Origin of the sequence: Streptomyces albus subsp. albus, assembly GCF_000719865.1 — a bacterium.
Taxonomy (GTDB): domain Bacteria; phylum Actinomycetota; class Actinomycetes; order Streptomycetales; family Streptomycetaceae; genus Streptomyces; species Streptomyces albus_E.
Map to the genome: position 1 here is coordinate 39,807 of NZ_JOID01000030.1, position 21,707 is coordinate 61,513.

Annotated in this window: 19 protein-coding genes; 6 read left to right on the forward strand and 13 right to left on the reverse strand. The window is 74.8% G+C overall.

Annotation, left to right across the window (positions count from 1 at the left end; translation table 11 throughout):
- Positions 1-88: 88 nt before the first annotated feature.
- Both IF83_RS0125185 and IF83_RS0125190 read right to left on the reverse strand, forming a co-directional pair.
- On the reverse strand, positions 89-1,510 hold the full coding sequence (locus IF83_RS0125185) for a sensor histidine kinase (protein ID WP_078843853.1): 1,422 nt from the start codon (positions 1,508-1,510) through the stop codon (positions 89-91).
- On the reverse strand, positions 1,507-2,256 hold the full coding sequence (locus IF83_RS0125190) for a response regulator transcription factor (RefSeq protein WP_030547930.1): 750 nt from the start codon (positions 2,254-2,256) through the stop codon (positions 1,507-1,509). Before IF83_RS0125190 ends, IF83_RS0125185 begins: the two co-directional genes overlap by 4 nt.
- 36 nt (positions 2,257-2,292) lie before the next feature.
- Between IF83_RS0125190 and IF83_RS35035 the strand changes: the two genes are divergently transcribed.
- Positions 2,293-2,883, forward strand: a complete 591-nt coding sequence (locus IF83_RS35035; RefSeq protein WP_244177200.1) for a hypothetical protein — start codon at positions 2,293-2,295, stop codon at positions 2,881-2,883.
- A 63-nt stretch (positions 2,884-2,946) separates the two neighbouring features.
- Here the strand turns inward: IF83_RS35035 and IF83_RS0125205 are convergent, their stop codons facing one another.
- Positions 2,947-3,417, reverse strand: a complete 471-nt coding sequence (locus IF83_RS0125205) for a universal stress protein (RefSeq protein ID WP_030547936.1) — start codon at positions 3,415-3,417, stop codon at positions 2,947-2,949.
- A gap of 337 nt (positions 3,418-3,754) precedes the next feature.
- Between IF83_RS0125205 and IF83_RS0125210 the strand changes: the two genes are divergently transcribed.
- Both IF83_RS0125210 and IF83_RS0125215 read left to right on the forward strand, forming a co-directional pair.
- Positions 3,755-4,567, forward strand: coding sequence for an SAM-dependent methyltransferase (locus IF83_RS0125210; protein WP_030547937.1), 813 nt, complete (start codon positions 3,755-3,757; stop codon positions 4,565-4,567).
- Positions 4,564-6,741 carry a putative bifunctional diguanylate cyclase/phosphodiesterase gene (locus IF83_RS0125215; protein ID WP_030547939.1) on the forward strand — a complete coding sequence of 726 codons (2,178 nt, stop codon included), beginning with the start codon at positions 4,564-4,566 and terminating at the stop codon, positions 6,739-6,741. Before IF83_RS0125210 ends, IF83_RS0125215 begins: the two co-directional genes overlap by 4 nt.
- 177 nt (positions 6,742-6,918) lie before the next feature.
- Here IF83_RS0125215 and IF83_RS35370 read toward each other — a convergent pair whose 3' ends face one another.
- The 10 genes from IF83_RS35370 to IF83_RS0125265 form a co-directional block, all read right to left on the reverse strand.
- Positions 6,919-7,827, reverse strand: a complete 909-nt coding sequence (locus IF83_RS35370; RefSeq protein ID WP_279617230.1) for a hypothetical protein — start codon at positions 7,825-7,827, stop codon at positions 6,919-6,921.
- A 190-nt stretch (positions 7,828-8,017) separates the two neighbouring features.
- A complete protein-coding gene (gene mreB, locus IF83_RS0125225; protein ID WP_030547943.1) occupies positions 8,018-9,046 on the reverse strand; it encodes a rod shape-determining protein in 1,029 nt (342 codons plus the stop codon).
- 189 nt (positions 9,047-9,235) lie between these two features.
- Positions 9,236-9,451 (reverse strand): dodecin, encoded by a 216-nt coding sequence (locus tag IF83_RS0125230; protein WP_030547945.1) that lies wholly within the window; start codon positions 9,449-9,451, stop codon positions 9,236-9,238.
- Positions 9,452-9,586: 135 nt separating this feature from the next.
- On the reverse strand, positions 9,587-9,955 hold the full coding sequence (locus tag IF83_RS0125235) for a DUF3140 domain-containing protein (RefSeq protein WP_279617231.1): 369 nt from the start codon (positions 9,953-9,955) through the stop codon (positions 9,587-9,589).
- Between the two features lie 278 nt (positions 9,956-10,233).
- A complete protein-coding gene (egtD, locus tag IF83_RS0125240; RefSeq protein ID WP_030547949.1) occupies positions 10,234-11,202 on the reverse strand; it encodes an L-histidine N(alpha)-methyltransferase in 969 nt (322 codons plus the stop codon).
- The gene (gene egtC, locus IF83_RS0125245) at positions 11,199-11,954 is read right to left on the reverse strand and encodes an ergothioneine biosynthesis protein EgtC (protein ID WP_030547951.1); all 756 of its coding nucleotides are present in this window, start codon (positions 11,952-11,954) and stop codon (positions 11,199-11,201) included. Before egtC ends, egtD begins: the two co-directional genes overlap by 4 nt.
- A gap of 49 nt (positions 11,955-12,003) precedes the next feature.
- Positions 12,004-13,380, reverse strand: a complete 1,377-nt coding sequence (egtB, locus tag IF83_RS0125250) for an ergothioneine biosynthesis protein EgtB (protein WP_030547953.1) — start codon at positions 13,378-13,380, stop codon at positions 12,004-12,006.
- Positions 13,377-14,687, reverse strand: a complete 1,311-nt coding sequence (egtA, locus tag IF83_RS0125255) for an ergothioneine biosynthesis glutamate--cysteine ligase EgtA (RefSeq protein ID WP_051723365.1) — start codon at positions 14,685-14,687, stop codon at positions 13,377-13,379. The genes egtB and egtA overlap by 4 nt, the downstream gene beginning before the upstream one ends.
- A 579-nt stretch (positions 14,688-15,266) precedes the next feature.
- Positions 15,267-16,553 carry a S1 family peptidase gene (locus IF83_RS0125260; protein WP_030547957.1) on the reverse strand — a complete coding sequence of 429 codons (1,287 nt, stop codon included), beginning with the start codon at positions 16,551-16,553 and terminating at the stop codon, positions 15,267-15,269.
- A gap of 365 nt (positions 16,554-16,918) precedes the next feature.
- Positions 16,919-17,821 carry a glycoside hydrolase family 19 protein gene (locus IF83_RS0125265; RefSeq protein WP_030547958.1) on the reverse strand — a complete coding sequence of 301 codons (903 nt, stop codon included), beginning with the start codon at positions 17,819-17,821 and terminating at the stop codon, positions 16,919-16,921.
- Positions 17,822-18,298: 477 nt separating this feature from the next.
- Between IF83_RS0125265 and IF83_RS0125270 the strand changes: the two genes are divergently transcribed.
- From IF83_RS0125270 to IF83_RS0125280, 3 genes are read left to right on the forward strand one after another with little or no spacing between them, the layout of a single operon-like run.
- Positions 18,299-19,282, forward strand: a complete 984-nt coding sequence (locus IF83_RS0125270) for an NADPH:quinone oxidoreductase family protein (protein WP_030547960.1) — start codon at positions 18,299-18,301, stop codon at positions 19,280-19,282.
- Positions 19,283-19,299: 17 nt separating this feature from the next.
- Positions 19,300-20,517 carry an acyl-CoA dehydrogenase family protein gene (locus IF83_RS0125275; protein WP_051723367.1) on the forward strand — a complete coding sequence of 406 codons (1,218 nt, stop codon included), beginning with the start codon at positions 19,300-19,302 and terminating at the stop codon, positions 20,515-20,517.
- A complete protein-coding gene (locus IF83_RS0125280; protein ID WP_037681289.1) occupies positions 20,514-21,704 on the forward strand; it encodes an acyl-CoA dehydrogenase family protein in 1,191 nt (396 codons plus the stop codon). Before IF83_RS0125275 ends, IF83_RS0125280 begins: the two co-directional genes overlap by 4 nt.
- Positions 21,705-21,707 lie beyond the last annotated feature (3 nt).

Consider the following 21,707-nt stretch of genomic DNA (forward strand, 5'->3'; position numbering starts at 1 on the left):
CCCCGCGCCCGGTGACGGCGCGGCCCGGGAGGCGAGCGCGAGCGTCGCGTGGCCTTCCCGGCCGGCTCTCCGGCCGGCCGGGCGGCCCTCAGCCGGCCGGGGCGCCCCGGTCCGGGGTCGTCCGCCTCCCCCGCCGGGCCGCCGCGCGGACGGCCCGCGAGGCCCGGGAGGGCGTCCCCGCCGGCGGCACGGCCGGGGCCAGGCCCAGCTCGACCCGCACCCGGGCCCCGCCCAGCGGCCCGCGGCCGATGGTCACGTCGCCCCGCGTCGTCCGCGCCGCCCGGAGCGCGATGTCGAGCCCCAGACCCGTCGAGCCGCCGACGCTCACCCCGCGCTCCAGGGCGAGATCCGGGTCCGCGATGCCGGGTCCGGCGTCGTCCACGCAGAGCACCACCGACCCCGCGGTCCGCTCCACCTCCACCGCGAACGCCGTCCCCTCCGGGGTGTGCTGGAAGACATTCCCGATCAGGGCGTCCACGACGGCCGCCAGATCGTCGTACGGCAGCCGCACCGGCGTCGGCTCGGTGGTGACCTCCAGCCCGCAGGGCCGGTCCTGCTGCCCGGCCAGCACGGCCCAGAACTCCGCCCGCCGCCGCACCACACCGGACACCTCGCAGCGGTTCCCCGCGGCCCCGTCCCCGGAGCCGTCCGCCGCTCCGTCCCCCGGCGCGTCCACCGCCAGCGGGCTGCGCGCCGCGGAGATGATCGAGTCGATCTCGGTCTGCAGATGCGTGATCGCGGCCGTCAGCCGTTCCGACCCCGGCGCCGACCCCATCCGCTCCGCCTCCAGCCGGAGCGCCGTCAGCGGCGTGCGGAGCCGGTGCGACAGATCCGCCACCAGCTCCCGCTCCGTCGCCAGCAGCCCCACGACCCGGTCCGCCATCGAGTTGAACGCCCGGCCCGCCTCCTTCAGCTCCGGCGGCCCGGCCGGCTCCACCCGGATCCCGAGATCCCCCTCACCGAGCGTGTTCGAGGCCCGGGACAGCTCCCGCGAGGAGCGGACCACCCGCGCGCCCAGCCGGTCGGCGACCAGCACCGAGCCCGCCACCAGCCCCACGGCCAGCAGCGACATCACCCCCCAGGACAGCACCACGCCCCGGTTGAGCGCCGAGGCCGGCACGAACGACTCCACGACCGCGACCCGGTCCCCGGCCAGGATCACCGGCTGCAGGTACACCCACCCGTCGGCCGTGTCCATCGCCAGCGTCTCCCGCTCCCGCTCGGCCCGCCGCAGCGCGGACGCCGGCGCGTGAGGGGCCCCGATCACCTCCCCGTCCGGCAGATGGACCGCCAGCCGCCGCTCCGAGTCCAGGCCGGAGACGGCCTGCTGCACATCGCGGGAACGGGTGGTCAGCGCCAGCACCGGGGCCAGGGCCGAGGCCCGCTGCTCCGCCTGCGTGGTGGAGCGGGCCCGCGCCTCGGACTGCACGAGCAGCGCCAGCGGGATCAGGAAGGAGAGCGCGACCATGGACGTCACCGCCAGTGCGACACCGGCCAGGGCCCGTCTCATCGCGGGGCCACCAGCTTGATCCCGATGCCGCGCACCGTGTGCAGATAGCGCGGCTGCGAGGCCCGCTCGCCCAGTTTGCGGCGGAGCGCGGAGAGATGGACGTCTATGGTCTGGTCCTCCACATACGGCTGCCGCCAGACGTCCGCGAGGATCCGGCGCCGGGAGACGACCTGGTCGGCGTGGGCCGCCAGATAGGCGAGCAGATCGAACTCGCGCCGGGTGAGCCGCAGCTCCCGCCCGGCCAGCCGTGCCGACCGGGCCGGCGGGTCCACCACCAGCTCGCCCACCCGCACCGTGCTCGCCGCGGCCCCGCCGGCGGCCGGGAGCGCCCCCGGGAGTCCGCCGGCCGCCTCGGCGGCGGGGGAGGGGAGCGCCGCGGCCGGGGGTGCGGTCCGGCGCAGCACCGCGCCGATCCGGGCGGCGAGCTGCTCCCCGGAGAAGGGCTTGACCACGTAGTCGTCGGCCCCCGCGTTGAGCAGCTTGACGACCTCGGCGTCGTCGTCCCGTGCGGTGGCGACCACCACCGGCACCCGGGAGATGCCGCGCATCATCCGCAGCACATCGGTGCCGTCCAGGTCCGGCAGCCCGAGATCGAGCACGACGACGTCCGGCGGCCGGGCGGTGATCTCCCGCAGCGCCTCGAAACCCGCGGCGGCGCTGTGCACCACATGGCCGTGCGCGGAGAGCACCTCGATGAGCGCGGTGCGTATGACGGGGTCGTCCTCGACGACCAGGACGGAAGCCATGGCTCTGCACGTTATCCCGTACGTCACCATGGTGTCGTGCCCCGCTACCTCCGCTACCTCCTCCTCTGGCTCTCCTGTACCGCCGTCAGCGTGACGGCGGTGCTGCTGACCGTGCACTTCGTGGTGGGCTCGACCCGGCCCAAGCCGCTGGTGGCGCGGTCGGCGCCGACGGTCTTCACGTCCTCCACGAGCCGGCCGCCGAGCCCGAGCGCCGAGCCCGAGCCCTCCCCGAGCAGGCGCACCGCCGGCCCCTCGGCCACCCGGTCCGCGTCCCGCGCCGAGGCCTCCCGGCCCCCGTCCCGGGCGGCCACGCCCCGGCCGAGCCGGAGCACCGCCCCGCCGCCCGCGGCCTCCACGCCGGCGGGCGGCTCCGGTGCCTACACGGACTGCGAGGGCGGGGCGGGCGTGCACACCATCGAGTCGGCCGGGGGGCAGGCGACGGTCCGCTTCGGCGACCGGGGGGTGTGCCTGGTCTCGGCCGTGCCGGTCCGGGGCTTCACCGTCCGGACCGAGCAGCGCGAGCGGACGACGCTGACCGTGACGTTCTCCGGACAGCGGAGCGAGTCGGAGATCACAGCGACCACCACCCCGCAGAACAAAGCGACGATCAAGGAGACCTCCTGGTGACCACCGGGGCCGGGGCAGGGGCAGGGGCCGGGGTCGTGGCCGGGGCCGGGGCCCGGGCCGGGGCTACGGCACCACGGTGACCGGCCAGCGGCCCGCCTTGACCAGCCGCACCGCGACCGAACCGGCCAGCCGGTGCCCGGCACGCTCGGAGGCGCCGACGACCACGGCGTCGGCCCGCAGCCCGTCCGCCGCCTCGGTCAGCACGGTGTACGGGTCGCCATGGAAGGTGTGGAACTCCCAGCGCAGGCCCCGGGGATCCGGCATGCGGTCGATCGCCGAGCGCGCCTCCCGCTCCAGCTCCTCGGCGGCATCGGCGGTGATCGCGGCCGTGGGGGCGCCCAGGGCGGCGCGGACGACCAGTAGGGGCTGGACGTGGACGATCGCGAGCAGGGCGTGCTGCCGCCGGGCCAGCCCCGCGGCGTAGGCGGTGGCACGCCAGGAGGAGTCGGAACCGTCCAGCCCGGCGACGATCACCTTCGGGCCGTCCGTTCCGCGCTCGAAGGGCGCGGGCACCCGTTCCTCCCTGTTCTCCACACGGCTGAGGCCATGGATGCCCGTAGCGTACCGCGTCCCCGGCTCCGGCGGACCGGTGCGCACCGGACATCCGGGCGGCGCGGCAGGTGGCGTGAAATCGGTTCCGGTCCGGCCTGATTCAGCCTCAGTTGCGCTGTGCGCCGGTCGTCTTGCGATGCGCGGTGGGACACGTGGGGCTCAACTCCCCTCTCCCGGCGCACATGCCCATGGTTTGTGACCAGAACGGATCGCAGATTTCCGTTTGAGGTTCCCCTGCTGAGGAGCGATCAGTAGCCTCAGGCGCATACACCGGCACAAAAATGGCCGGACCCTCCTGGCCGACACTTGGAGACCACCGATGGAGCGACCCTCCTGGGCCCCACAGGGCATCGACCTTTCCGTGCCGAGCGTGTCCCGGATCTACGACTACTACCTGGGCGGCTCGCACAACTTCGAGGCCGACCGGGAGGCGGCGCGCAGGGCGATGGAGATCATGCCGGGCCTGCCGAAGATCATGCAGGCGAACCGTGCCTTCATGCGCCGGGCCGTACGGTACGCCGCGGGGGAGGGCATCACCCAGTTCCTCGACATAGGCTCCGGCATACCGACCTTCGGCAACGTGCACGAGGTCGCCCAGGCCGCCGCCCCGGAGGCGAAGGTCGTCTACGTCGACAACGACCCGGTGGCCGTGGCGCACAGCCGCGCGGTGCTGGAGGGCAACGACTCCGCGGTCATCGCCGCGGCCGACCTGCGCAAGCCGGCGGACATCCTGTCCAGCCCCGAGGTCGGGAGGATGCTCGACCTCGGCAAGCCGGTGGCCCTGCTCCTCGTCGCCGTCCTGCACTTCCTCACCGAGGACGACCAACCGGAGCGCGTCGTCGCCGAGTTGCGCGACGCGCTCCCACCGGGAAGCCTGATGGCGCTCACCCACGCGTCCACCGAGGGCGGCCCCCTGACGCCCCGCCAGGGCGACGAGGTGCAGGGCGTCTACCGGCAGGCCACCTCACCGCTGATCATGCGGTCGCGCGCGGAGGTCACCCGGTTCTTCGACGGCTTCGAGATGGTCGAGCCGGGTCTCGTGTCGATGCCCGACTGGCGGCCCGACACCCCCGGCGAACAGGAGGACCCCGTGGTCTACACCGGGTTCGCCGGCGTGGGGCGCAAGGCGTGACGGCCCGGCCGCCCGGGCCCGGCACCCCCGGCCCAGACGGTTCCGAGGACGGGCCCGACGACAGACTGAGACGGTTCGCCGCGATCTGGAGCCGGGCCATCTACCCGGCCACGGCCACCTCCATGACCCGCGCCGAGTTCGAACAGCATCTGGTCCCGCAGGCCCGCCGGCTGGCGGCGGCCCTGCGGACCCGGCCGTTCGACCCCGGCGCGGGGCTGGAGGTCGGGGCGGCGCTCGTCGCGGCCCACTGCACCGACCCCGGCAGCCTGCCGCAGACGCTCGGCGTGATCGACTCCTATCTGACGCTCTACTGCCCGCCCGAGGAACCGCAGCCGGTGGAGCAGCTCCGCGCCCGCTGCACCCGGCTCCAGCACGCCGTCGCCGCCGGATTCGCCGAGGCCCTGCGCGAGCGGACCCGCTCCGAACAGGAGGCCATGTCCCGCGCCGCGCTGCGGGCCCAGGCGGAGGCCGAACAGGCACTCCACCGCAGCGAGGCGAGGTTCCGGGCGGTCTTCGAGGGCGCCGCCATCGGCATCGGCATCGCCGACATGGAGGGCCGGGTCGTCGACATCAACGAGAGCCTGACCCGGATGTTCGGCGGCCTGGAGCACCATGTGCGCAGCCGCCGGGTGACCGACTGGACCCACCCCGAGGACGAGCCGGGGGTCTGGCGGATGCTGGCCGAACTCATGCGCGGTGAACGCGACCACTTCCGCGTCGACAAGCCGTACTACCGCAACGACGGCACCGTCCTGTGGACCAACCTCACGGTCTCCCTCCTCCGCGACCGGGACGGCACCCCCCGCTACATGCTGGCGCTGATGGAGGACATCACCGAGCGCCGGCTGCTCAACCTGCGCCTCCGCTACGAGGCGACGCACGACGCCCTCACCGGGCTCCCCAACCGGACCTTCTTCTTCGAACGGCTGGAATCCGCGGTCGTCGCCCGCGGGGGCACCGCCCGGTTCGGCCTCTGCTACCTGGACCTGGACGGCTTCAAGACGGTCAACGACCACCTCGGCCACGCCATCGGCGACCAGCTGCTGGTCGCCGTCGCCGACCGGCTGCAAGCGTGCGTCACCGGCCCCGGACAGCTCGTCGCGCGGATCGGCGGTGACGAGTTCGTGGCCCTCATCAACGATCCGCCCGAGCAGAAGGACGTCACCGACTTCGCCGAGCGCATCCTCGACGCCCTCTCCACCCCGGTCTCCATCGCCGGCAAGGAACTGGCCGTACGGGGCAGCATCGGCATCGTCGACGGCCCGGCGGGCAAGCTCGGCGCCGCCGAGGTGCTGCGCAGCGCGGACATCACCATGTACCGGGCCAAGGCCGCGGGCGGCAACCGCTACGAGCACGCCGACCCCGAGGCCGACACCCGCGTCATCACCCGCCACGGCCTGACCAACAGCCTGCCGCTGGCGCTCCAGCGCGGCGAGTTCTTCATCGAGTACCAGCCGCTGGTCCGGCTCAGCGACGGCCAGGTGCACGGCGCGGAGGCCCTGGTCCGCTGGTCCCATCCGCTGCGCGGCGTGCTCGGGCCGGACCAGTTCATCCCCCTCGCGGAGAACACCGGCCTGATCGTGCCGCTCGGCCGCTGGGTGCTGGAGGAGGCCGTACGGCAGGCCCGCGACTGGCAGTTCCAGCACATCGACGGCAAGGCCCTGCGCGTCAACGTCAATCTGTCGCCCTGTCAGCTCCACCACCCGCATCTGGTGCGGGACACGGCGGAGGTGCTCAAGGAGGCCGGCCTGGAGCCGTCCTCGCTCTGCCTGGAGGTCACCGAGAGCGCCCTCATCGGCGCCGACGAGGCCCTGCTGAAGCCGCTGCGCGAACTGGCCGACCTCGGTGTCGACATCGCCCTCGACGACTTCGGCACCGGCTACTCCAACCTCTCCAACCTGCGCCGGATGCCGCTCAGCACCCTCAAACTCGACCGATCCTTCACCCGGGGCATGCAGCGGGAGCCGGCCGACCCCATCGACATCAAGATCGTGGAGGGCATCGTCTCCCTCGCGCACACCCTCGACCTCGCGGTCACCGTCGAGGGCGTGGAGACGGGCGTCCAGGCCGAGCATCTGCGCGTCCTCGGCTGCGACACGGCCCAGGGCTGGTACTACGCCCGCCCCGGCCCGCCCGAGCACCTGCACACCCTCTCCCTGGCCGACGCGACCTGACGCGGGGGCGGCCCGGCGGCTTCCCCGAGGGCGTGAATCAGCCATCCTCCGGGTGGCCTGCCGGGCTCCGGGGACCAATGGGGGAAAGTCATATAACAAGCCTTTGGCTGCCACCGTTCCACCGCAGACACAGAAGGCGGCGGCCGCCGGGGGCGCCGCCCACGCCGGAGGATGCCGCTAGGTGTGACGCGCGTCGCGCTGCTGTTCGGCGGCGCGGCGCAGTTGTTCCAACTTCGCCGGCAGCAGGTGCTGGAGCCCGTAGCGGGCGCGGCCGCGCCGGTAGGAGGTGATGAGTCCGTTCTCCTCCAGTGGCATCCCTGCCGGCCGTCCCACGGCGTTGCCGTTCTCGTCCGGGAGGCCGGCGTGGTTCGGGCGCAGGGACACCCACAGGCGGGAGGTGCCGTGGGCGAACGCGACCAGATCCGCACGGGCCGCGAGCCAGCGGTCCAGGGCGGCCCGGGCGAGCGGGGAGAGCGGCAGCCACTCGCCTGTCACCGGGGCGGCGGTGCCGTGCTGCGGACGCCGCTCCACGTACACCGAGCGGCGGTCTCCGGTGAGATGGGTGATCCGCAGGCCGGTCAGTTCGCCGGAGCGCGCGGCCGTGTCCAGCACCAGGGCGAGCACGGCGGTCAGCCGGACCCGTCCCGGGGACAGAGGGCCGGCGAGGTCCCGGTCGAGCTGCCGCCGCAGCGCGGCCAGTTGGGCGAAGGCGGGGACCGGGTGCAGGTCCGGGGTCCCGGTGACCGCCAGGTGCAGGTCCGGCAGACCGGCCGCCTCCCGCAGCAGATCGAGGCAGACCAGCCGGGTCTGGTTGGTGTGCCCGGACGTCGGCGGGCGCCGGCCGGCGACCAGGCGGTGACGCAGCGCGCCGGACTCCGCCCGGCGCAGGTACGGGCCCAGGGCCTCCTCGCCCAGGAGGTGCCGCAGGCTGCCGCGTGCCGGGGCGGGCAGGGCGTCCTGGCGCAGAGCCGTTTCCAACTCGCGCCGGACCATGCCCAGTTGCCGCCGACGCGCGTCCCCGGTCGCGGGCATCGCGTCGAGGAGCGCGTCCAGCGCGGCGATGGAGGGATACGAAGGTGTCGGCACCCGGCGATTGTCACCCACCCCGCCCCTCACCCGCACGGACCTTTCGCGGCGGCGGGGTCGTGGTGGCCCGCGGTGGCCGTGTCCCCGGCGGTCTCCGGGCGCCTCCGCCGTCCGCGCCGGGCGGGCTCGTCCGCGCCGGTGCGTGCCGTTCCGTGCCCGGGCCGGCCGGGGCCGCCGGCCCGCCGGCCCGTCAGCCGGCCAGCGGGTCGAGGCGCATCGACTCGACCTTGCCCTCGATCATCGCGCCGAGTCCCCGGACGGCACAGGTGTCCGGGGCGTCGGCGGTGTGCACCGGCATCCCGGTCGAGCGGCTCAGCATCGCGTCCAGTCCCGGCAGCAGGGCGCTCCCGCCGGCCAGGACGACGCCGCGTTCGGAGAGGTCCGCGACGAGGTCGGGCGGGCAGCGCCGCAGGACGGCGCGGATCGCGTCGAGCACGGCGGTGAGCGGGCCGCCGACGGCCTGCCGGACGCTCTCGGTGTCCACGGTCACCGTCCGCGCCAGTCCCGTCGTCACGTCGCGGCCGTGCACCTCGGCCACCGCGGGGCTCTGCTCCGCCGAGTGCAGGATCATCCGCAGCGGGCGCACCGCCGGGTACGGCAGCAGCAGTTCGTGGCGGCTGCGGAGGTGTTCGATGACGGCGTAGTCGATGGAGTCGCCGCCGACCGGCACGGTCTCCGCGGCCACGATCGAGCCGAGTGACAGCACCGCCACTTGCGTGGTGCCCGCTCCGCAGACCACGATCATCGTCGCCTCCGGGTGCTCCACCGGGAGGCCCGAGCCGATGGCCGCGCAGATGAGGGTGTCGGCCAGTTCCACCCGGCGGGCGCCGACCGCGGTGAGGGTCTCCCGCAGGGCGCGCTGCGCGAGCGGTTCGCTGTCGTGCGGTACGCAGGCGGCGAAGCGCATGCCGGGCCGGCGGATCCAGGTGTGGCGGAGTTTGCCCCCGATGAGGTGGCGCAGCATCCGGCGGGCCAGGTCGACGTTGACGACGGTGCCGCCCTGCACGGGGCGGACGACCCGGATGTGCTCGGGGGTGCGCCCGGTCATGCGTTCGGCGAGTTCGCCCACCGCGAGGAGCGCGCCGGTACGGGTGTTGACGGCGGCGACGCTCGGCTCGTCGACGATGAGGCCGGTGTCCTTGACGTACACCCGGCTCCTCGACGCGCCGAGGTCCACGGCGACCGAGCAGCGGCGCATCTCTTCGATGTTGACGGGCACGTCGGGTCCTCCCCTGCGGGACGGTGCGGAGGGCGGGCGCGCGGGCCCGCTTCCGTACAGCCTCCGGCAGGCCCGGAGGGTGTGCCCGCCGGGGAGGTCCGGCCGGGGGAGCGCGGTGGCCCGTTCGGGGGACGGACGGGGCGGTGGCGCCGGCGGGTGGGCCGGGTGCCGGAGCCGCCGGTGCGCCGGTCAGCCGGCGTCCTCCAGCCGGAAGCCGACCTTCAGGCCGACCTGGTAGTGCTCGACCTGCCCGTCCTTGATCTGTCCGCGCATCTCGGTCACCTCGAACCAGTCGAGGTGCCGCAGGGTTTCCGAGGCGCGGCGGATCCCGTTGCGGATGGCGTCGTCGAGTCCCTCGTGCGACGAGCCGACGATCTCGGTCACCCGGTAGACGTGGTTGGTCATGGCGATCTCCCTGACTGTGTGGCCGGTGTGGCGCGGTGGGGCGCGCCGCGGTGGGCGGGGGCGGGGGTGGTCACGACCCACCGTGCCCCGGCGGGCGCGGGCGCGCGAGGCGAGGGGGCCGTGCGGCGTACCGGGTCAGCGGCCGGTGTCGCGCGGGGGTTTCAGCGGGTCGTGGCCCATGTTCATGAGCCGGTGCCGCCAGTGGCTCTGTCCGGCCACCGGTTCCATGTCCTCGCGCCGTTGCTCCGTCACCCGGTCGACGACCTTGTGCATCACCCGGATGTCGTCGTCGGTGAGGTCGGTGCGGCGTGACTGCAGGATGTGCAGAACGTGCCGGCCCAGCCGCGTACCGGAGTGGTCCGGTTCGGTCTCGCTGACCTCGCCGGCGGATTCCGTCCGCAGCCATGCGGCGAGTTCCTCGGAGTTCATGTTGACGACGCGGTGGAACTCGTCCCAGAGCGCGTCGAGCTCGATGGTGGAGATGTGAGCCGATGTGTCAGCCACGGTGTGCCTCCCGGGCCCGGTTTCCGTCGGTCGTCCCGGCGTCCGCGACGCCGGTCGCTTACGACATCCACGGGTGCCCGGCAGGGGCGCGGGGAAACGGGTGGGAAACGCCGGGAGTCCGGTTGGTCCGTGCGTCCGGTGCCGGGGAGCCGGGCGTCGCGGGGCCGCTGCTCGCGGAGTCCGCAGCTCCGGGCCCGGCCGGGCAGGCGTCCGGCCAGGTGGAGGCCGGTCCCCCGGGGGACGCGCGGGGGACCGGCCGGACCGTCCGTACCGTCCGTTCAGCTCGCGGCCGGCGCCGCCAGCGACAGGGCGAAGCGGTTCTCCTCGTCCGTCCACCAGTGGCGCAACTCCATGCCGGCGGCGGCCAGTTCCTTCCGGACACCCTCCCGCCGGAACTTGGCCGAGACCTCGGTGCGCAGTTCCTCGCCGGCGTCGAAGGTGACGGCGAGGTCCAGCGCGGGGATCTTCGCGGTCAGCGCGTGCCGGGCGCGCAGCCGCATCTCGATCCATTCGTGCTCGGCGTCCCACAGCGCGACGTGGTCGAAGTCGTCCGGGTCGAAGTCCGCGCCGAGTTCGCGGTCCAGGACCGACAGGACGTTCTTGTTGAACGCGGCGGTGACACCCCGGGCGTCGTCGTAGGCCGCCACCAGCGTGCGTTCGTCCTTCACCAGGTCGGTGCCGAGCAGCAGCGTGTCACCGGGGGAGAGCAGGCCGCGCACGGCGGTCAGGAAGGCGGCGCGCTCGGCGGGCAGCAGGTTGCCGATCGTGCCGCCGAGGAAGGCGACCAGGCGCGGGCCGGGGGTGTCCGGGAGCCGGAGTCCGTGCTGGAAGTCGGTCACCAGGGCGTGGACCTCCAGCTCCGGATGGTCCGCCAGCAGGCTTTCGCCCGCCAGGCGCAGCGCCGACTCGCTGACGTCGACGGGCACGTAGGCCCGCAGGCCGCCCAGGGCCCGCAGGAGGTGGCGGGTCTTCTCGGAGGAGCCGGAGCCCAGTTCCACCAGGGTGCGGGCGCCGCTCGCCGCGGCGACGGCGTCCGCGCGGGCGGCGAGGATCTCCCGTTCCGCGCGGGTCGGGTAGTACTCGGGAAGTCGCGTGATCTCCTCGAACAGCTCGCTGCCGCGGGCGTCGTAGAACCACTTGGGCGGCAGCTCCCTGGGGCGGGTGGAGAGGCCGCGGAGGACGTCGGTGCGCAGAGCGGCGGCGGTGGCGTCGGCGGGCAGCGTGCGGGTGACGGCGAACGGACTCACGCGGGCTCCTTGAGCGGGGTCAGGAGAACATCGGTGCGGGTTGCGGTGAGCAGGGTGCGGTCGGGCGCCTCGGTCCAGCGGGGATCGTCGTCGTAGGGCTCGGAGGCCACGACGGTGCGCCGGGCGGCCGGGTCGGCGAGATACCAGAGGGTGTCGCCCCAGGCGGTGGCGGCGACGGTGGTGCCGTCGGTCAGCAGCAGATTGAGCCGGGAACCGGGTGCCGCCGCGGCCAGTTCCCCGACGGCGGCGGACAGCGCGTCGCCCAGGGAGTCGCCGCGGCGCAGCGCGTGGCGGACCAGCGCCCAGACGAAGGCCGCGTCGCAGCGCGCCGGAAGCGTCAGCAGGTCCTCCGGCGGCAGTGCGGCTGCGAGCGGGGCGGCGGAGGCGGGCCAGCCCGTCAGGGCCCCGTTGTGGCTGAACAGCCAGGGGCCGTCGGCGAACGGCGCGGCGGCGGCCTCGCCGTCGGCGCCGGCCTCGGTCGCGTCCCGTACGGCGGCGAGGAGGGCGCGGGTGCGCACGGCGCGGGCGAGGTCGGCGAAGGACTGGTCGGCCCAGATGGGGCCGGCGCGGCGGTAGCGGGCGGGCACCGGGTCGCCGTCGGCGTACCAGCCGACGCCGAAGCCGTCGGCGTTGACGGTGCCGTACCGCTGGCGGCGCGGCGCCCACGACTGGCGGTACAGCCCGTGCCCGGGGGTGACGAGGACGTCCCGCCAGGGGACGGCGGGGCCCAGGTAGGCCACGTGCCGGCACATCAGCCGCACCTCCGTCCGGAGACCGCGGGCGCGGGCCCGCGCCGGGCGGTCACGCGCTCTCCGGCAGGTCGCGGGCCGTGCGGAAGCCGGCGAAGATCTGGCGGCGCACCGGCAGGTCCCAGTTGCGGAAGGTGCCCCGGCAGGCGACGGGGTCGACGGTGAAGGAGCCGCCGCGCAGTACCTTGTGTTCCGGGCCGAAGAAGACTTCCGAGTACTCCCGGTAGGGGAAGGCGCGGAAGCCCGGGTAGGGGAGGAAGTCGCTCGCGGTCCACTCCCACACGTCGCCGATGAGCTGCCGCACGCCGAGCGGTGACGCGCCGCGCGGCCAGCTGCCCAGGGGCGCGGGCCGCAGATGCCGCTGCCCGAGGTTGGCGTGCTCCGGTCCCGGGTCGGCGTCGCCCCAGGGGTAGCGGCGGGAGCGGCCGGTGGCCGGGTCGTGGCGGGCGGCCTTCTCCCACTCGGCCTCGGTGGGCAGGCGCCGGCCGGCCCAGCGGGCGTAGGCGTCGGCCTCGTACCAGCTGACGTGGAGCACGGGCTCGTCGAGCGGTACGGGTTCGGTGACGCCGAAGCGGCGGCGGACCCAGCCGGTGCCCTCGCGGCGCCAGAACAGCGGTGCGCGCAGGCCGTGTTCGCGGATGTATGCCCAGCCCGCGGGGGCCCACCAGCGGGGGTCGTCGTAGCCGCCGTCCGCCATGAAGCGCAGATAGGCGCCGTTGCCGACGGGGACGGTGTCGATGAGGAAGGCCGGGAGGTCGCGCGGGTGCGCGGGCCGTTCGTTGTCGAGGGCCCAGGGCTCGGCGGAGGTGCCCATGGTGAACGGGCCGCCGGGCACGAGGACTTCGTCCGGCAGCGAGCCGGCGTCGGCGGGGGCCGGCGGTGGCGGGGGTGCGGTGAGCGCGGCGGGGCCGCGGCGCAGCTGGTGGGTGATGAGCATGGTCTCGTCGTGCTGCTGCTCGTGCTGGGCGATCATGCCGAACGCGAAGGCCGCGTCGGTGAGTTCCCTGCCCTCCAGCGGGGTGTCCGCGAGGACGTCGAGGGCCCGGGTCCGCACGTCGGCGACGTAGCGGCGGGCCTCGCCCGGGGGCAGCAGCGGCAGGGAGGGGCGTTCCGCGCGGGGGTGTTCGAAGGCGTCGTAGACGGCGTCGACGTCGGGGCGGAGTGCCGCGCGGCCGCCGACGGCGCGGAGCAGCCACTGGTCCTCGAAATTGCCGATGTGGGCGAGGTCCCAGACGAGCGGGGACATCAGCGGGGAGTGCTGGGCGGTGAGTTCGGGGTCGTCGACGCAGGAGGTGAGCAGGGCGGTCCGGTCGCGGGCGGCGGTGAGGGCGTCGGCGGCCCGTTGGCGGAAGGTGTCGGGGGCGGTCGCGGGGAGGACGCTCTCGGCGGTGTCGCGGGCCGCGGGGCTGGTCCGTTCGGTGGCCGTCATGGGCGGCTCTCCTTCCCTGGTGCCGGCTGTCCGTACAGGTCGAGCAGGTCGTCGGCGGGGCAGCGGCCACGGGAGACGTAGCGTTCCGTGAAGTCCGCCACCGCGTTCCGCACGGAGGGCGGTGCCCCGAGCCGGGGCAGGGCCTCGCGGGCGGCGGCGAAGCAGGCCTCGGCGGCGGCGCGGAGCGCGGGATCGGCGAGGCCGTGGCGGGCGGCGTTCCGCCACAGCGGATTGCCGGGCGGTGGGTCCGTGCCGGCGGTGGCGGCGAGCGGTTCGACCGCCCGGGCGGCTGCCGAGGCGGCCGCCGGGTCGTCGAACAGGGCGGCGGTCACCGCGAGCGGCACCATCCAGCCGTCCTCGCCGGGCTGCGCGTCGATCATGCGCAGCTCCAGGTGGCCGCGCGGCCGGACCGGGGGGAAGAGGGTGGTCAGGTGGTAGGCGAGGTCGTCGGCGGTCGGCGGCCGGGCGGCGCCGCCCGCGATCCAGTGGCGGAAGGTGAGTCCGTCCGGCGGTACGGCCCACGGCCCGCCGTTGCCGGAGCGGACGCACATGACGGGTGCGTCGAGGGCGTACGCCGCCCAGGCGGCGCGCGGCTCCGGGCCCTCGGGGGGCGCCAGGGCGCGGCCGGGGTCGAGCTCGGCCCACAGGGCCTGCCGGGTGGAGCGCCAGCCGGTGGGAACGCCCTGCCGGAGCGGGGAGTTGGCGAAGGCGGCGACGAGCACGGCGCCCAGCAGATGCGCCAGCCGCCAGCGGCGGACGTGGCCGAGCGGACCGGGCTCCTCGTGCCCGGCGTCCAGGCACACCTGGACGGAGGCGGTGGCGCACATCATGGCCCGGCCGGCGGGGCCGGCGCGGTCGAAGTACGCCTCCATGGCGCGGTACCGGGGGGCGGTGAGCAGCCGGCGCGGGGGGTTCCACGGGTCGTGGCCGTGCCCGGCGAGGGCGAGGCCGCGGCCGGCCAGGGCGGCGCGTACGAGCCGCAGGTCGGCGGCCGCGTCCGCCACGCAGGCGGCGAGGGAGCCGGCGGGGGGAGAGCTGAGCTCGATCTGGCCGCCGGGCTCGAAGGTGAGCGCAGAGCGGAGGGTGAGGCCGCGCAGGGCGGCGTGGGCGGCGGAGAGCCGGGAGGGGGCGACGGGGGCGCGGGCATCGCGGGGGTCGTGGATGAACCATTCGAGTTCCACACCGAGCCTGCGCGGCGGCCCGGTCTTGAAGCAGACGCCGCGCACCTGGGCGTCGACCTCGGCGGTGGTGACGAGCCGGGCCCGGGGCTCCGGCGGGGGGATGGGCGCGTCGAAGACGTCGGTCATATCCGGTACCTCCCGGTGTGGCGGCGGCACGTGCTCACGGTAGGTGAACCGGTGCCGTCCCGCATCACCTAACCCGCTGCGGCGGATGTCCTCAAGACCGCCTTTTGCCCTCCTTCCCGCCGGGCACGCGCGGCCGGCGGGCTGCCGGCACGGGCGGGGGAGCGGACGGAGGACGGGGCGGCGGCCGGGAGGCGGGAGGTGACGCGGCAGGTGGTGGGAGGTGGACGAAGCGGGTGGTGGAGGCAGGGGACGAGCCGGACGGTGCCGCGGAGGGGCGACGGGACGGTCCGGAGGGGCCGCCCGGCGAAGACGACCGGCCGCCCTGTTCTGTCGGGGGTGAAGGGGTGAGAAGCCCTGCTTCCCCTCGCGGCTGCGCCACCGCAGGGGGTGCCGGGCACGGTGTTCCGAGGCGGCGGGGAGCCCGCGGCGGTGCGGGGACGCGCGCGGGGCCCGGGTACCGGGGGAGAGGTACCCGGGCCCCGCGCCCGGAGCATGTGGAGCTTGCGGAACGTACGAATCTCGCGCGTGGCGGAGGAGGAGGGCTGACGGGCGGCCGCGCCCTCCGGTCCGCCGTGACGCCTACTGGTGGCCGGAGCCGGAGGAGTCGTCCCGCGCACCGTCGACGGGGCTCCCGATGCCCTCGTCACCGGCACCCTGGTCACCGGCACCGGCGTCGCCCGCGTCACCGGCGCCCTCGCCGATGACGCCGTCACCGGCCTCACCGCCCGCACCGGCCTCACCGCCGTCACCCGCTTCGCCGCCCGCACCCGCGCCGCCGGCGCCGATCGTCGCGCCCACGGCCTCCAGGGCGGTGGTCACCGGCTGGAAGAAGGTCTCGCCGCCGACCGTGCAGTCGCCGCTGCCGCCCGAGGTCAGGCCCACGGCGGCGGTGCCGGAGAACATGGCGCCGCCGCTGTCGCCCGGCTCGGCGCACACATTGGTCTGGATCAGGCCGTTGACGATGTCGCCATTGCCGTAGTTGACGGTGGCGTTGAGGCCGGTGACCTGGCCGTCGCTGAGACCGGTGGTGCTGCCGGAGCGCTGCACCTCCATGCCGACGCTCGCCTCCGCGGCCTCGGTGATCTCCTGCGTGGTGCCGTCCTGGAGGTCGACCGTGCTCGGGGCCTCCGTCGCCGGGTCGTCGTACATCACCAGGGAGAAGTCGGCGACGGGGAAGACGGATTCGGCCGTGGCGCCCAGCGGCTGGGCGCCACCCTGGTCGGCCGTCCAGGTCTGCCCGACGCCGCCGCAGTGGCCGGCGGTCAGGAAGCCCGGGGCGCCGTTCACGTCCACGTTGAAGCCGAGGGAGCAGCGCGAGCCGCCGCCGAAGATGGCGTCGCCGCCGTCGGCGAACGGCTTGAACTCGCCCTGGCTGCGCTTGACGGACACCAGGCCCGCCATGCCGTCCGTGGCCTGCTCCAGTTCGGCGAGCTTGTCGCCCGTCACGGTGCGGTCGGCGAGCACGGAGACCTTGTTGGTCTTGGGGTCGATCGACCAGGCGGTGCCCGGGATCGACGCCTGGTCGCTCAGGGTCTGCGTGGCGGCCTTCAGTTCGGCCATGCTGTTGTCCACGATCCGCGCCTCGGCGCCCTTGGCACGCGCGGTCTCCGCGGCTTCCTCGTCCAGGACGTTCATCACGAGCCGGCCGGAGTCGCCGTCGAAGTACCAGCCCGCGGCGTCGGCGCCCAGGTCGGCCGCGAGGGCGGTACCCGTCTCCGCCGCGGCCGGGCCGGCGAACGTTCTGGGAGCGGCCTCCTTCTCGTCACTGGCGTTCGCGTTCGGCAGCAGGATCACCGCTCCCGCGAGGGCGGCTGCGGAGGCCGCGGCTATGGCGCTCGTCCGCTTGTTGACTCGTCGGTGGCTCAACTGACTGACCTCCATCGGGGGGCGGACCGGCCGCTGGGGGTCCGGCCGGTCCGGCTTGTGGGGCTGCGGCGGGGAGGGTCCCCGGAGCGGGTCCTCCTGCCGTACGGACAGACGCGAGCGGTTGCGGTCCTCCGACCCCGTGCGCCTGTTCACCCTCACTACGTACGGGGGCGCGAATTGCCTCAAGGGGACGGAGAATTGACGAGAAGTGCCTGGTGGGACCGGAGCCGGCCCCTGGGGGTCACCCGCTTCCGCGGGCGTCCGCGCACGGTGCACGGGCGCCCCGTCACATGGCGTACGCCCGCCGCGGCGGCGTGCCGTGGCGGGCGTACGGTGCGTGGAGCGGGACGGGCGGAGCGGGCCGCTCAGCAGGAGAGACCGCCGCCCGGGACGGTGCCGAGGATGCCCGTGAAACGCTGGTAGTTGTCGATCCGGCTGCGTACCTGCGCCGGGTTCTTCCCGTCGCACTCCAGGCTGCCGTTGATGCTGCGGATCGTCTGGCCGAATCCGTGGCCGCCGGTCATCGCGGTATGGCCGGTCATGGTGCCGGGGCCGCTCTGGGTGTTCCAGTACCACAGGGCGGTCTTCCAGGCCACGGCCGCGTCGTTCTGCACCAGGAACGGTTGGTTCAGCAGGTCGATGCCGAGGGCATCACCGGCGGCCTTGTAGTTGAAGTTCCAGCTCAGCTGGATGGGCCCGCGACCGTAGTACGCGTCGTGCCCGGCGGGGCAGCCGTACGGCTGGGACGTGTCGCAGTAGTGCGGGTAGTTGGCGGTGTTCTGCTCGACGATGTGCACCAGACCGCCGGTCTCGTGGGCCACATTGGCGAGGAAGGCCGCCGCCTCCTGCCGCCTGACGGTGTCGCTGCCGGTGGTGGCGAAGGCGGGGTAGGCGCCCAGCGCGGCCGTCAGACCGCTGTAGGTGTAGAAGGGATTCCGGTTCGGGAACATCTGCTGGAACTGCGCCTCGCTCACCACGAAGCCGCCGGGGGAGGGGGTGCCGCCGTCGCACACGTGCGGCTCCCAGTACCAGGTGCTGATCACCGGGTCATACCCCGGATTGCCGTGCTCGGCCCGGTAGTGGCGGCCGTCGGTGTAGCGGACGACCGAACCGGCCGCGTACCACTGCCCGGCCACCCAGTCCGGCGCCGGGCAGGCCGCGGCCCGTGCCGCGGAAACGGGGGCGGCCGAGGCGGCCGCGGGCGTGAGGCCCGCCAGCCCACAGCAGACCAGCAGAGTGGTGAGTAACGCCAGAAGACGTCGCGACACGCGATCACTCCTTGTGCGGCAGGTCGCCGCTTCGGGCCGGCACCGGCACGGGCCGCGCGCCGGACCGCGGGCAGGGGGGCGCCGCGGCCGGGCGGGTCCGCCGGGGCCGGCCGGTGGGGGGTTGGTGACGCAGCACTCAACCGCATTGGTCTACACCAGTCAAGGTCTAGACCACCATTCTCCGAAGGGAGTCGGACGGGCTCCGCGGTGGGGGAACCGGCGCGAGCCGCCGACCCTCCGCTTCCCGTTGCGCGCCGGCTCCGGGGCGGGTGTGGGCTCTCGTGCGGCGGGGCGGGCGGAGCCGGGAGGGCCGGAAAGCCGCGGCCGGGCCGGGGGCGCGTCGGCAAGGATCTCGGTCCGCCTCTGTTCTCCGAGCAGAGCGACCGCTTAGTATGCCGCTGGCGGGCGCGCCACCGCAGCCGCCCCAGCCCCTGTCACTTGTCGACGCTGTACGGAACGGTTCACGGAGGCCACCGGATGAAGGCATGGCGCGTACACGAGAACGGCGAGCCGCGCGAGGTGATGCGCCTCGACGAGGTGCCCGACCCCGTGCCCGGCCCGGGCCAGCTGCTGCTGCGGGTCCGCGCCGCCAACGTCAACTTCCCCGACGCGCTGCTCTGCCGGGGCCAGTACCAGGTCCGGCCTCCGCTGCCGTTCACCCCCGGCGTCGAGGTCTGCGCCGAGGTCGTCGCGGCCGGCGACGGGGCCCGGACCGGGATCGGGGCCCGCGTCCTCGCCCAGCCGCCGCTGCCCGGCGGCGGGTTCGCCGAACTCGCCGTCGCCGACTCCGCGACCGTGTTCCCCGCACCGGACGCGCTCGACGACGCCGAGGCCGCCGCCCTGCACATCGGCTACCAGACCGGCTGGTTCGGACTGCACCGCCGGGCCCGGCTCCAGCCCGGTGAAACGCTGCTGGTGCACGCGGCCGCGGGCGGAGTCGGCAGCGCCGCGGTCCAGCTCGGCAAGGCCGCCGGAGCCACCGTCATCGGCGTCACCGGCGGAGCGGAGAAGGCCGCCGTGGCCCGCGAACTGGGCTGCGACCTCGTCATCGACCGGCACACCGACGACATCGTCGCCACCGTCAAGGACGCCACCGGCGGCAGGGGCGCCGACGTGGTCTACGACCCGGTCGGCGGCGACGCCTACGCCAAATCCGTCAAGTGCATCGCCTTCGAGGGCCGGGTGGTCGTCGTCGGCTTCGCCGGCGGCACCGTCCCCACCCCCGGCCTCAACCACGCCCTGGTCAAGAACTACTCGATCCTCGGCCTGCACTGGGGGCTCTACAACACCAAGGACCCGGCCGCCGTCCGCGCCTGCCACGAGGAACTCACCGCACTCGCCGCCCGGGGCGCCGTCAAACCCCTGGTCAGCGAACGTGTGCCACTCGACGGCGCCGCCTCGGCCGTCCAGCGCGTGGCCGACGGCGTGACCACCGGCCGCGTCGTCGTCACCCCCAACTGACCGCAAGGAGCCGCGACATGCCGCGCAACGCCGCCGCACCGCAGCCGGCACCGGACGCCGATGAGCTGCGCCGCCGCGTCCGGGACCTGCTCGACGCCCACGACCCCGCCACCACGCCCCGCGAGGAGTTCCTCCGGGCCCGCTTCGACGCCGGACTCGCCTGGGTGCACTTCCCCGAGGGCTTGGGCGGCCTGGGCGCCCCGCGCTCCCTGCAGCGGGTCGTCGACACCGAACTGGAGGCGGCCGGCGCCCCCGACAACGACCCCCGCCGGATCGGCATCGGCCTCGGCATGGCCGCGCCGACCATCCTGCGCTACGGCACCGAGGAGCAGAAGCAGCGCTTCCTGCGGCCGCTGTGGACCGGCGAGGAGGTGTGGTGCCAGCTCTTCAGCGAGCCCGGCGCCGGCTCCGACCTCGCGGCCCTCGCCACCCGCGCCGTGCGCGAGGACGGCACCGGCGACTGGGTGATCAACGGGCAGAAGGTATGGACCTCCAGCGCCCACATCGCCCGCTGGGCCATCCTCATCGCCCGCACCGACCCGGACCTCCCCAAGCACCGCGGCATCACCTACTTCCTCTGCGACATGACCGACCCGGGCGTGGAGGTGCGCCCGCTGCGCCAGATCACCGGCGAGGCCGAGTTCAACGAGGTCTTCCTCACCGGGGTGCGCATCCCCGACAGCCACCGGCTCGGGGAGATCGGCGACGGCTGGAAGGTCGCCCAGACCACCCTCAACAACGAGCGCGTCGCCATCGGCGGCGGCCGCGTCCCCCGCGAGGGCGGCATGATCGGCAAGGCCGCCGCCACCTGGCGGGAACGGCCCGAACTGCGCTCCCACGATCTGCACCAGCGGCTGCTCGGCCTGTGGGTCGAGGCCGAGGCCGCCCGGCTCGCCGCCATCCGCCTCGGACAGCAACTCGCCACGGGCCAGCCCGGACCCGAGGGCGTGGCCATGAAACTCGGCTTCGCCCGGCTCGCCCAGGAGATCAGCGGCCTGGAGGTCGAACTCCTCGCCGACGACGGACTGACCTACCAGGACTGGACGATGGTCCGCCCGCAGCACGTGAACTTCACCGGACGCGACGCCGGCTACCGCTACCTGCGCGCCAAGGGCAACTCCATCGAGGGCGGCACCTCCGAGGTCCTGCTCAACATCGTCGCCGAACGCGTCCTCGGTCTGCCCGCCGAACCGCGCACCGACAAGGACGTCCCCTGGAAGGAACTCGCACGATGAGCGCCGCCACCACCGGCCCCGCCCCGGCCACCGCCACCGCCGCCGCGGAACAGCCCGTACCGGACCTGCTGTACTCCGAGGCGGAGGAGGACCTGCGCTCCGCCGTACGGTCCCTGCTCGCCGACCGCTGCGCACCGGCCGCCGTCCTCGCCCGGATCGAGACCGGCCGGCCGTACGACCCGGACCTGTGGACGGCGCTCGGCGGCGGCATGGGCGCCGCCGGGCTGCTCGTGCCGGAGGAACTCGGCGGGCAGGGCGCCTCCGCCCGCGAGGCGGCCGTCGTCCTGGAGGAACTCGGCCGCGCCGCGGCCCCGTCCCCCTATCTGACCAGTGCCGTCATCGCCGTCGAGGCCCTGCTCGCCACCGAACCGGTGGACGGGACCGAGGCCGCCGCGCTGCTGGCCGAGCTGGCCGGCGGGCGGTCCACCGCGACCCTGGCCCTGCCCTGGTCCACCGCCCCCGGTACCCGCCTCACGGTGACCGTCCGGGCCGGTGACGACGCCGCGCTCACCGGCAGCGTGCGCGGCGTCGCCGACGCCGGCGAGTCCGCGACCCTGCTCGTCCCGGCCGAAGGGCCCGGCGGGCTCGGGCTCTACGCCGTCGATACGGCGGCGTCCGGCGTCACCGTCACCCCGCGGGTGCCGCTCGACCTCACCCGCCCTCTGGCCGACACCGCCTTCGCGGACGCCCCCGCCCGGCCGGTCGCCGGCCCGGAGGAGGCCGAAGCCGCCATCCGGCGCGCGCTGTTCGCCGGAGCCGGACTGCTCGCCTCCGAACAGCTCGGTCTCGCCGAGTGGTGCCTCGCCGAGACCGTGCGGCACACCCGGGAGCGGCATCAGTTCAACCGCCCCGTCGGCTCCTTCCAGGCCCTGAAGCACCGGCTCGCCGCGCTCTGGCTCGACATCGTCTCGGCCCGTGCCGCGGCCCGCAACGCGGCCGACGCCCTCGCCACCGGCTCCCCCGACCTGCCCGTGGCCGTCGCCGTCGCCCAGGCGCACTGCTCGCGGACGGCCGTCCACGCCGCGGAGGAATGCGTCCAGATGCACGGCGGCATCGGCATGACCTGGGAACACCCCGCGCACCTCTACCTCAAACGGGCCAAGGCGGACGCCATCGCACTCGGCACCGCGGGGCGGCACCGGGAAGCCCTCGCCGCTCTGGTGAACCTCCCCGCCCCCTCCCCCTGAGGG

Bases quoted from the DNA above. Each gene is read 5' to 3' on its own strand.
- egtC (WP_030547951.1), bottom strand. From the start codon at position 11,954: ATGTGCCGGCACGTGGCCTACCTGGGCCCCGCCGTCCCCTGGCGGGAC.
- IF83_RS0125270 (WP_030547960.1), top strand. From the start codon at position 18,299: ATGAAGGCATGGCGCGTACACGAGAACGGCGAGCCGCGCGAGGTGATG.
- IF83_RS0125210 (WP_030547937.1), top strand. From the start codon at position 3,755: ATGGAGCGACCCTCCTGGGCCCCACAGGGCATCGACCTTTCCGTGCCG.
- egtB (WP_030547953.1), bottom strand. From the start codon at position 13,380: ATGACGGCCACCGAACGGACCAGCCCCGCGGCCCGCGACACCGCCGAG.
- egtA (WP_051723365.1), bottom strand. From the start codon at position 14,687: ATGACCGACGTCTTCGACGCGCCCATCCCCCCGCCGGAGCCCCGGGCC.
- IF83_RS0125275 (WP_051723367.1), top strand. From the start codon at position 19,300: ATGCCGCGCAACGCCGCCGCACCGCAGCCGGCACCGGACGCCGATGAG.
- IF83_RS0125190 (WP_030547930.1), bottom strand. From the start codon at position 2,256: ATGGCTTCCGTCCTGGTCGTCGAGGACGACCCCGTCATACGCACCGCG.
- IF83_RS0125185 (WP_078843853.1), bottom strand. From the start codon at position 1,510: ATGAGACGGGCCCTGGCCGGTGTCGCACTGGCGGTGACGTCCATGGTC.
- IF83_RS0125280 (WP_037681289.1), top strand. From the start codon at position 20,514: ATGAGCGCCGCCACCACCGGCCCCGCCCCGGCCACCGCCACCGCCGCC.
- IF83_RS0125230 (WP_030547945.1), bottom strand. From the start codon at position 9,451: ATGACCAACCACGTCTACCGGGTGACCGAGATCGTCGGCTCGTCGCAC.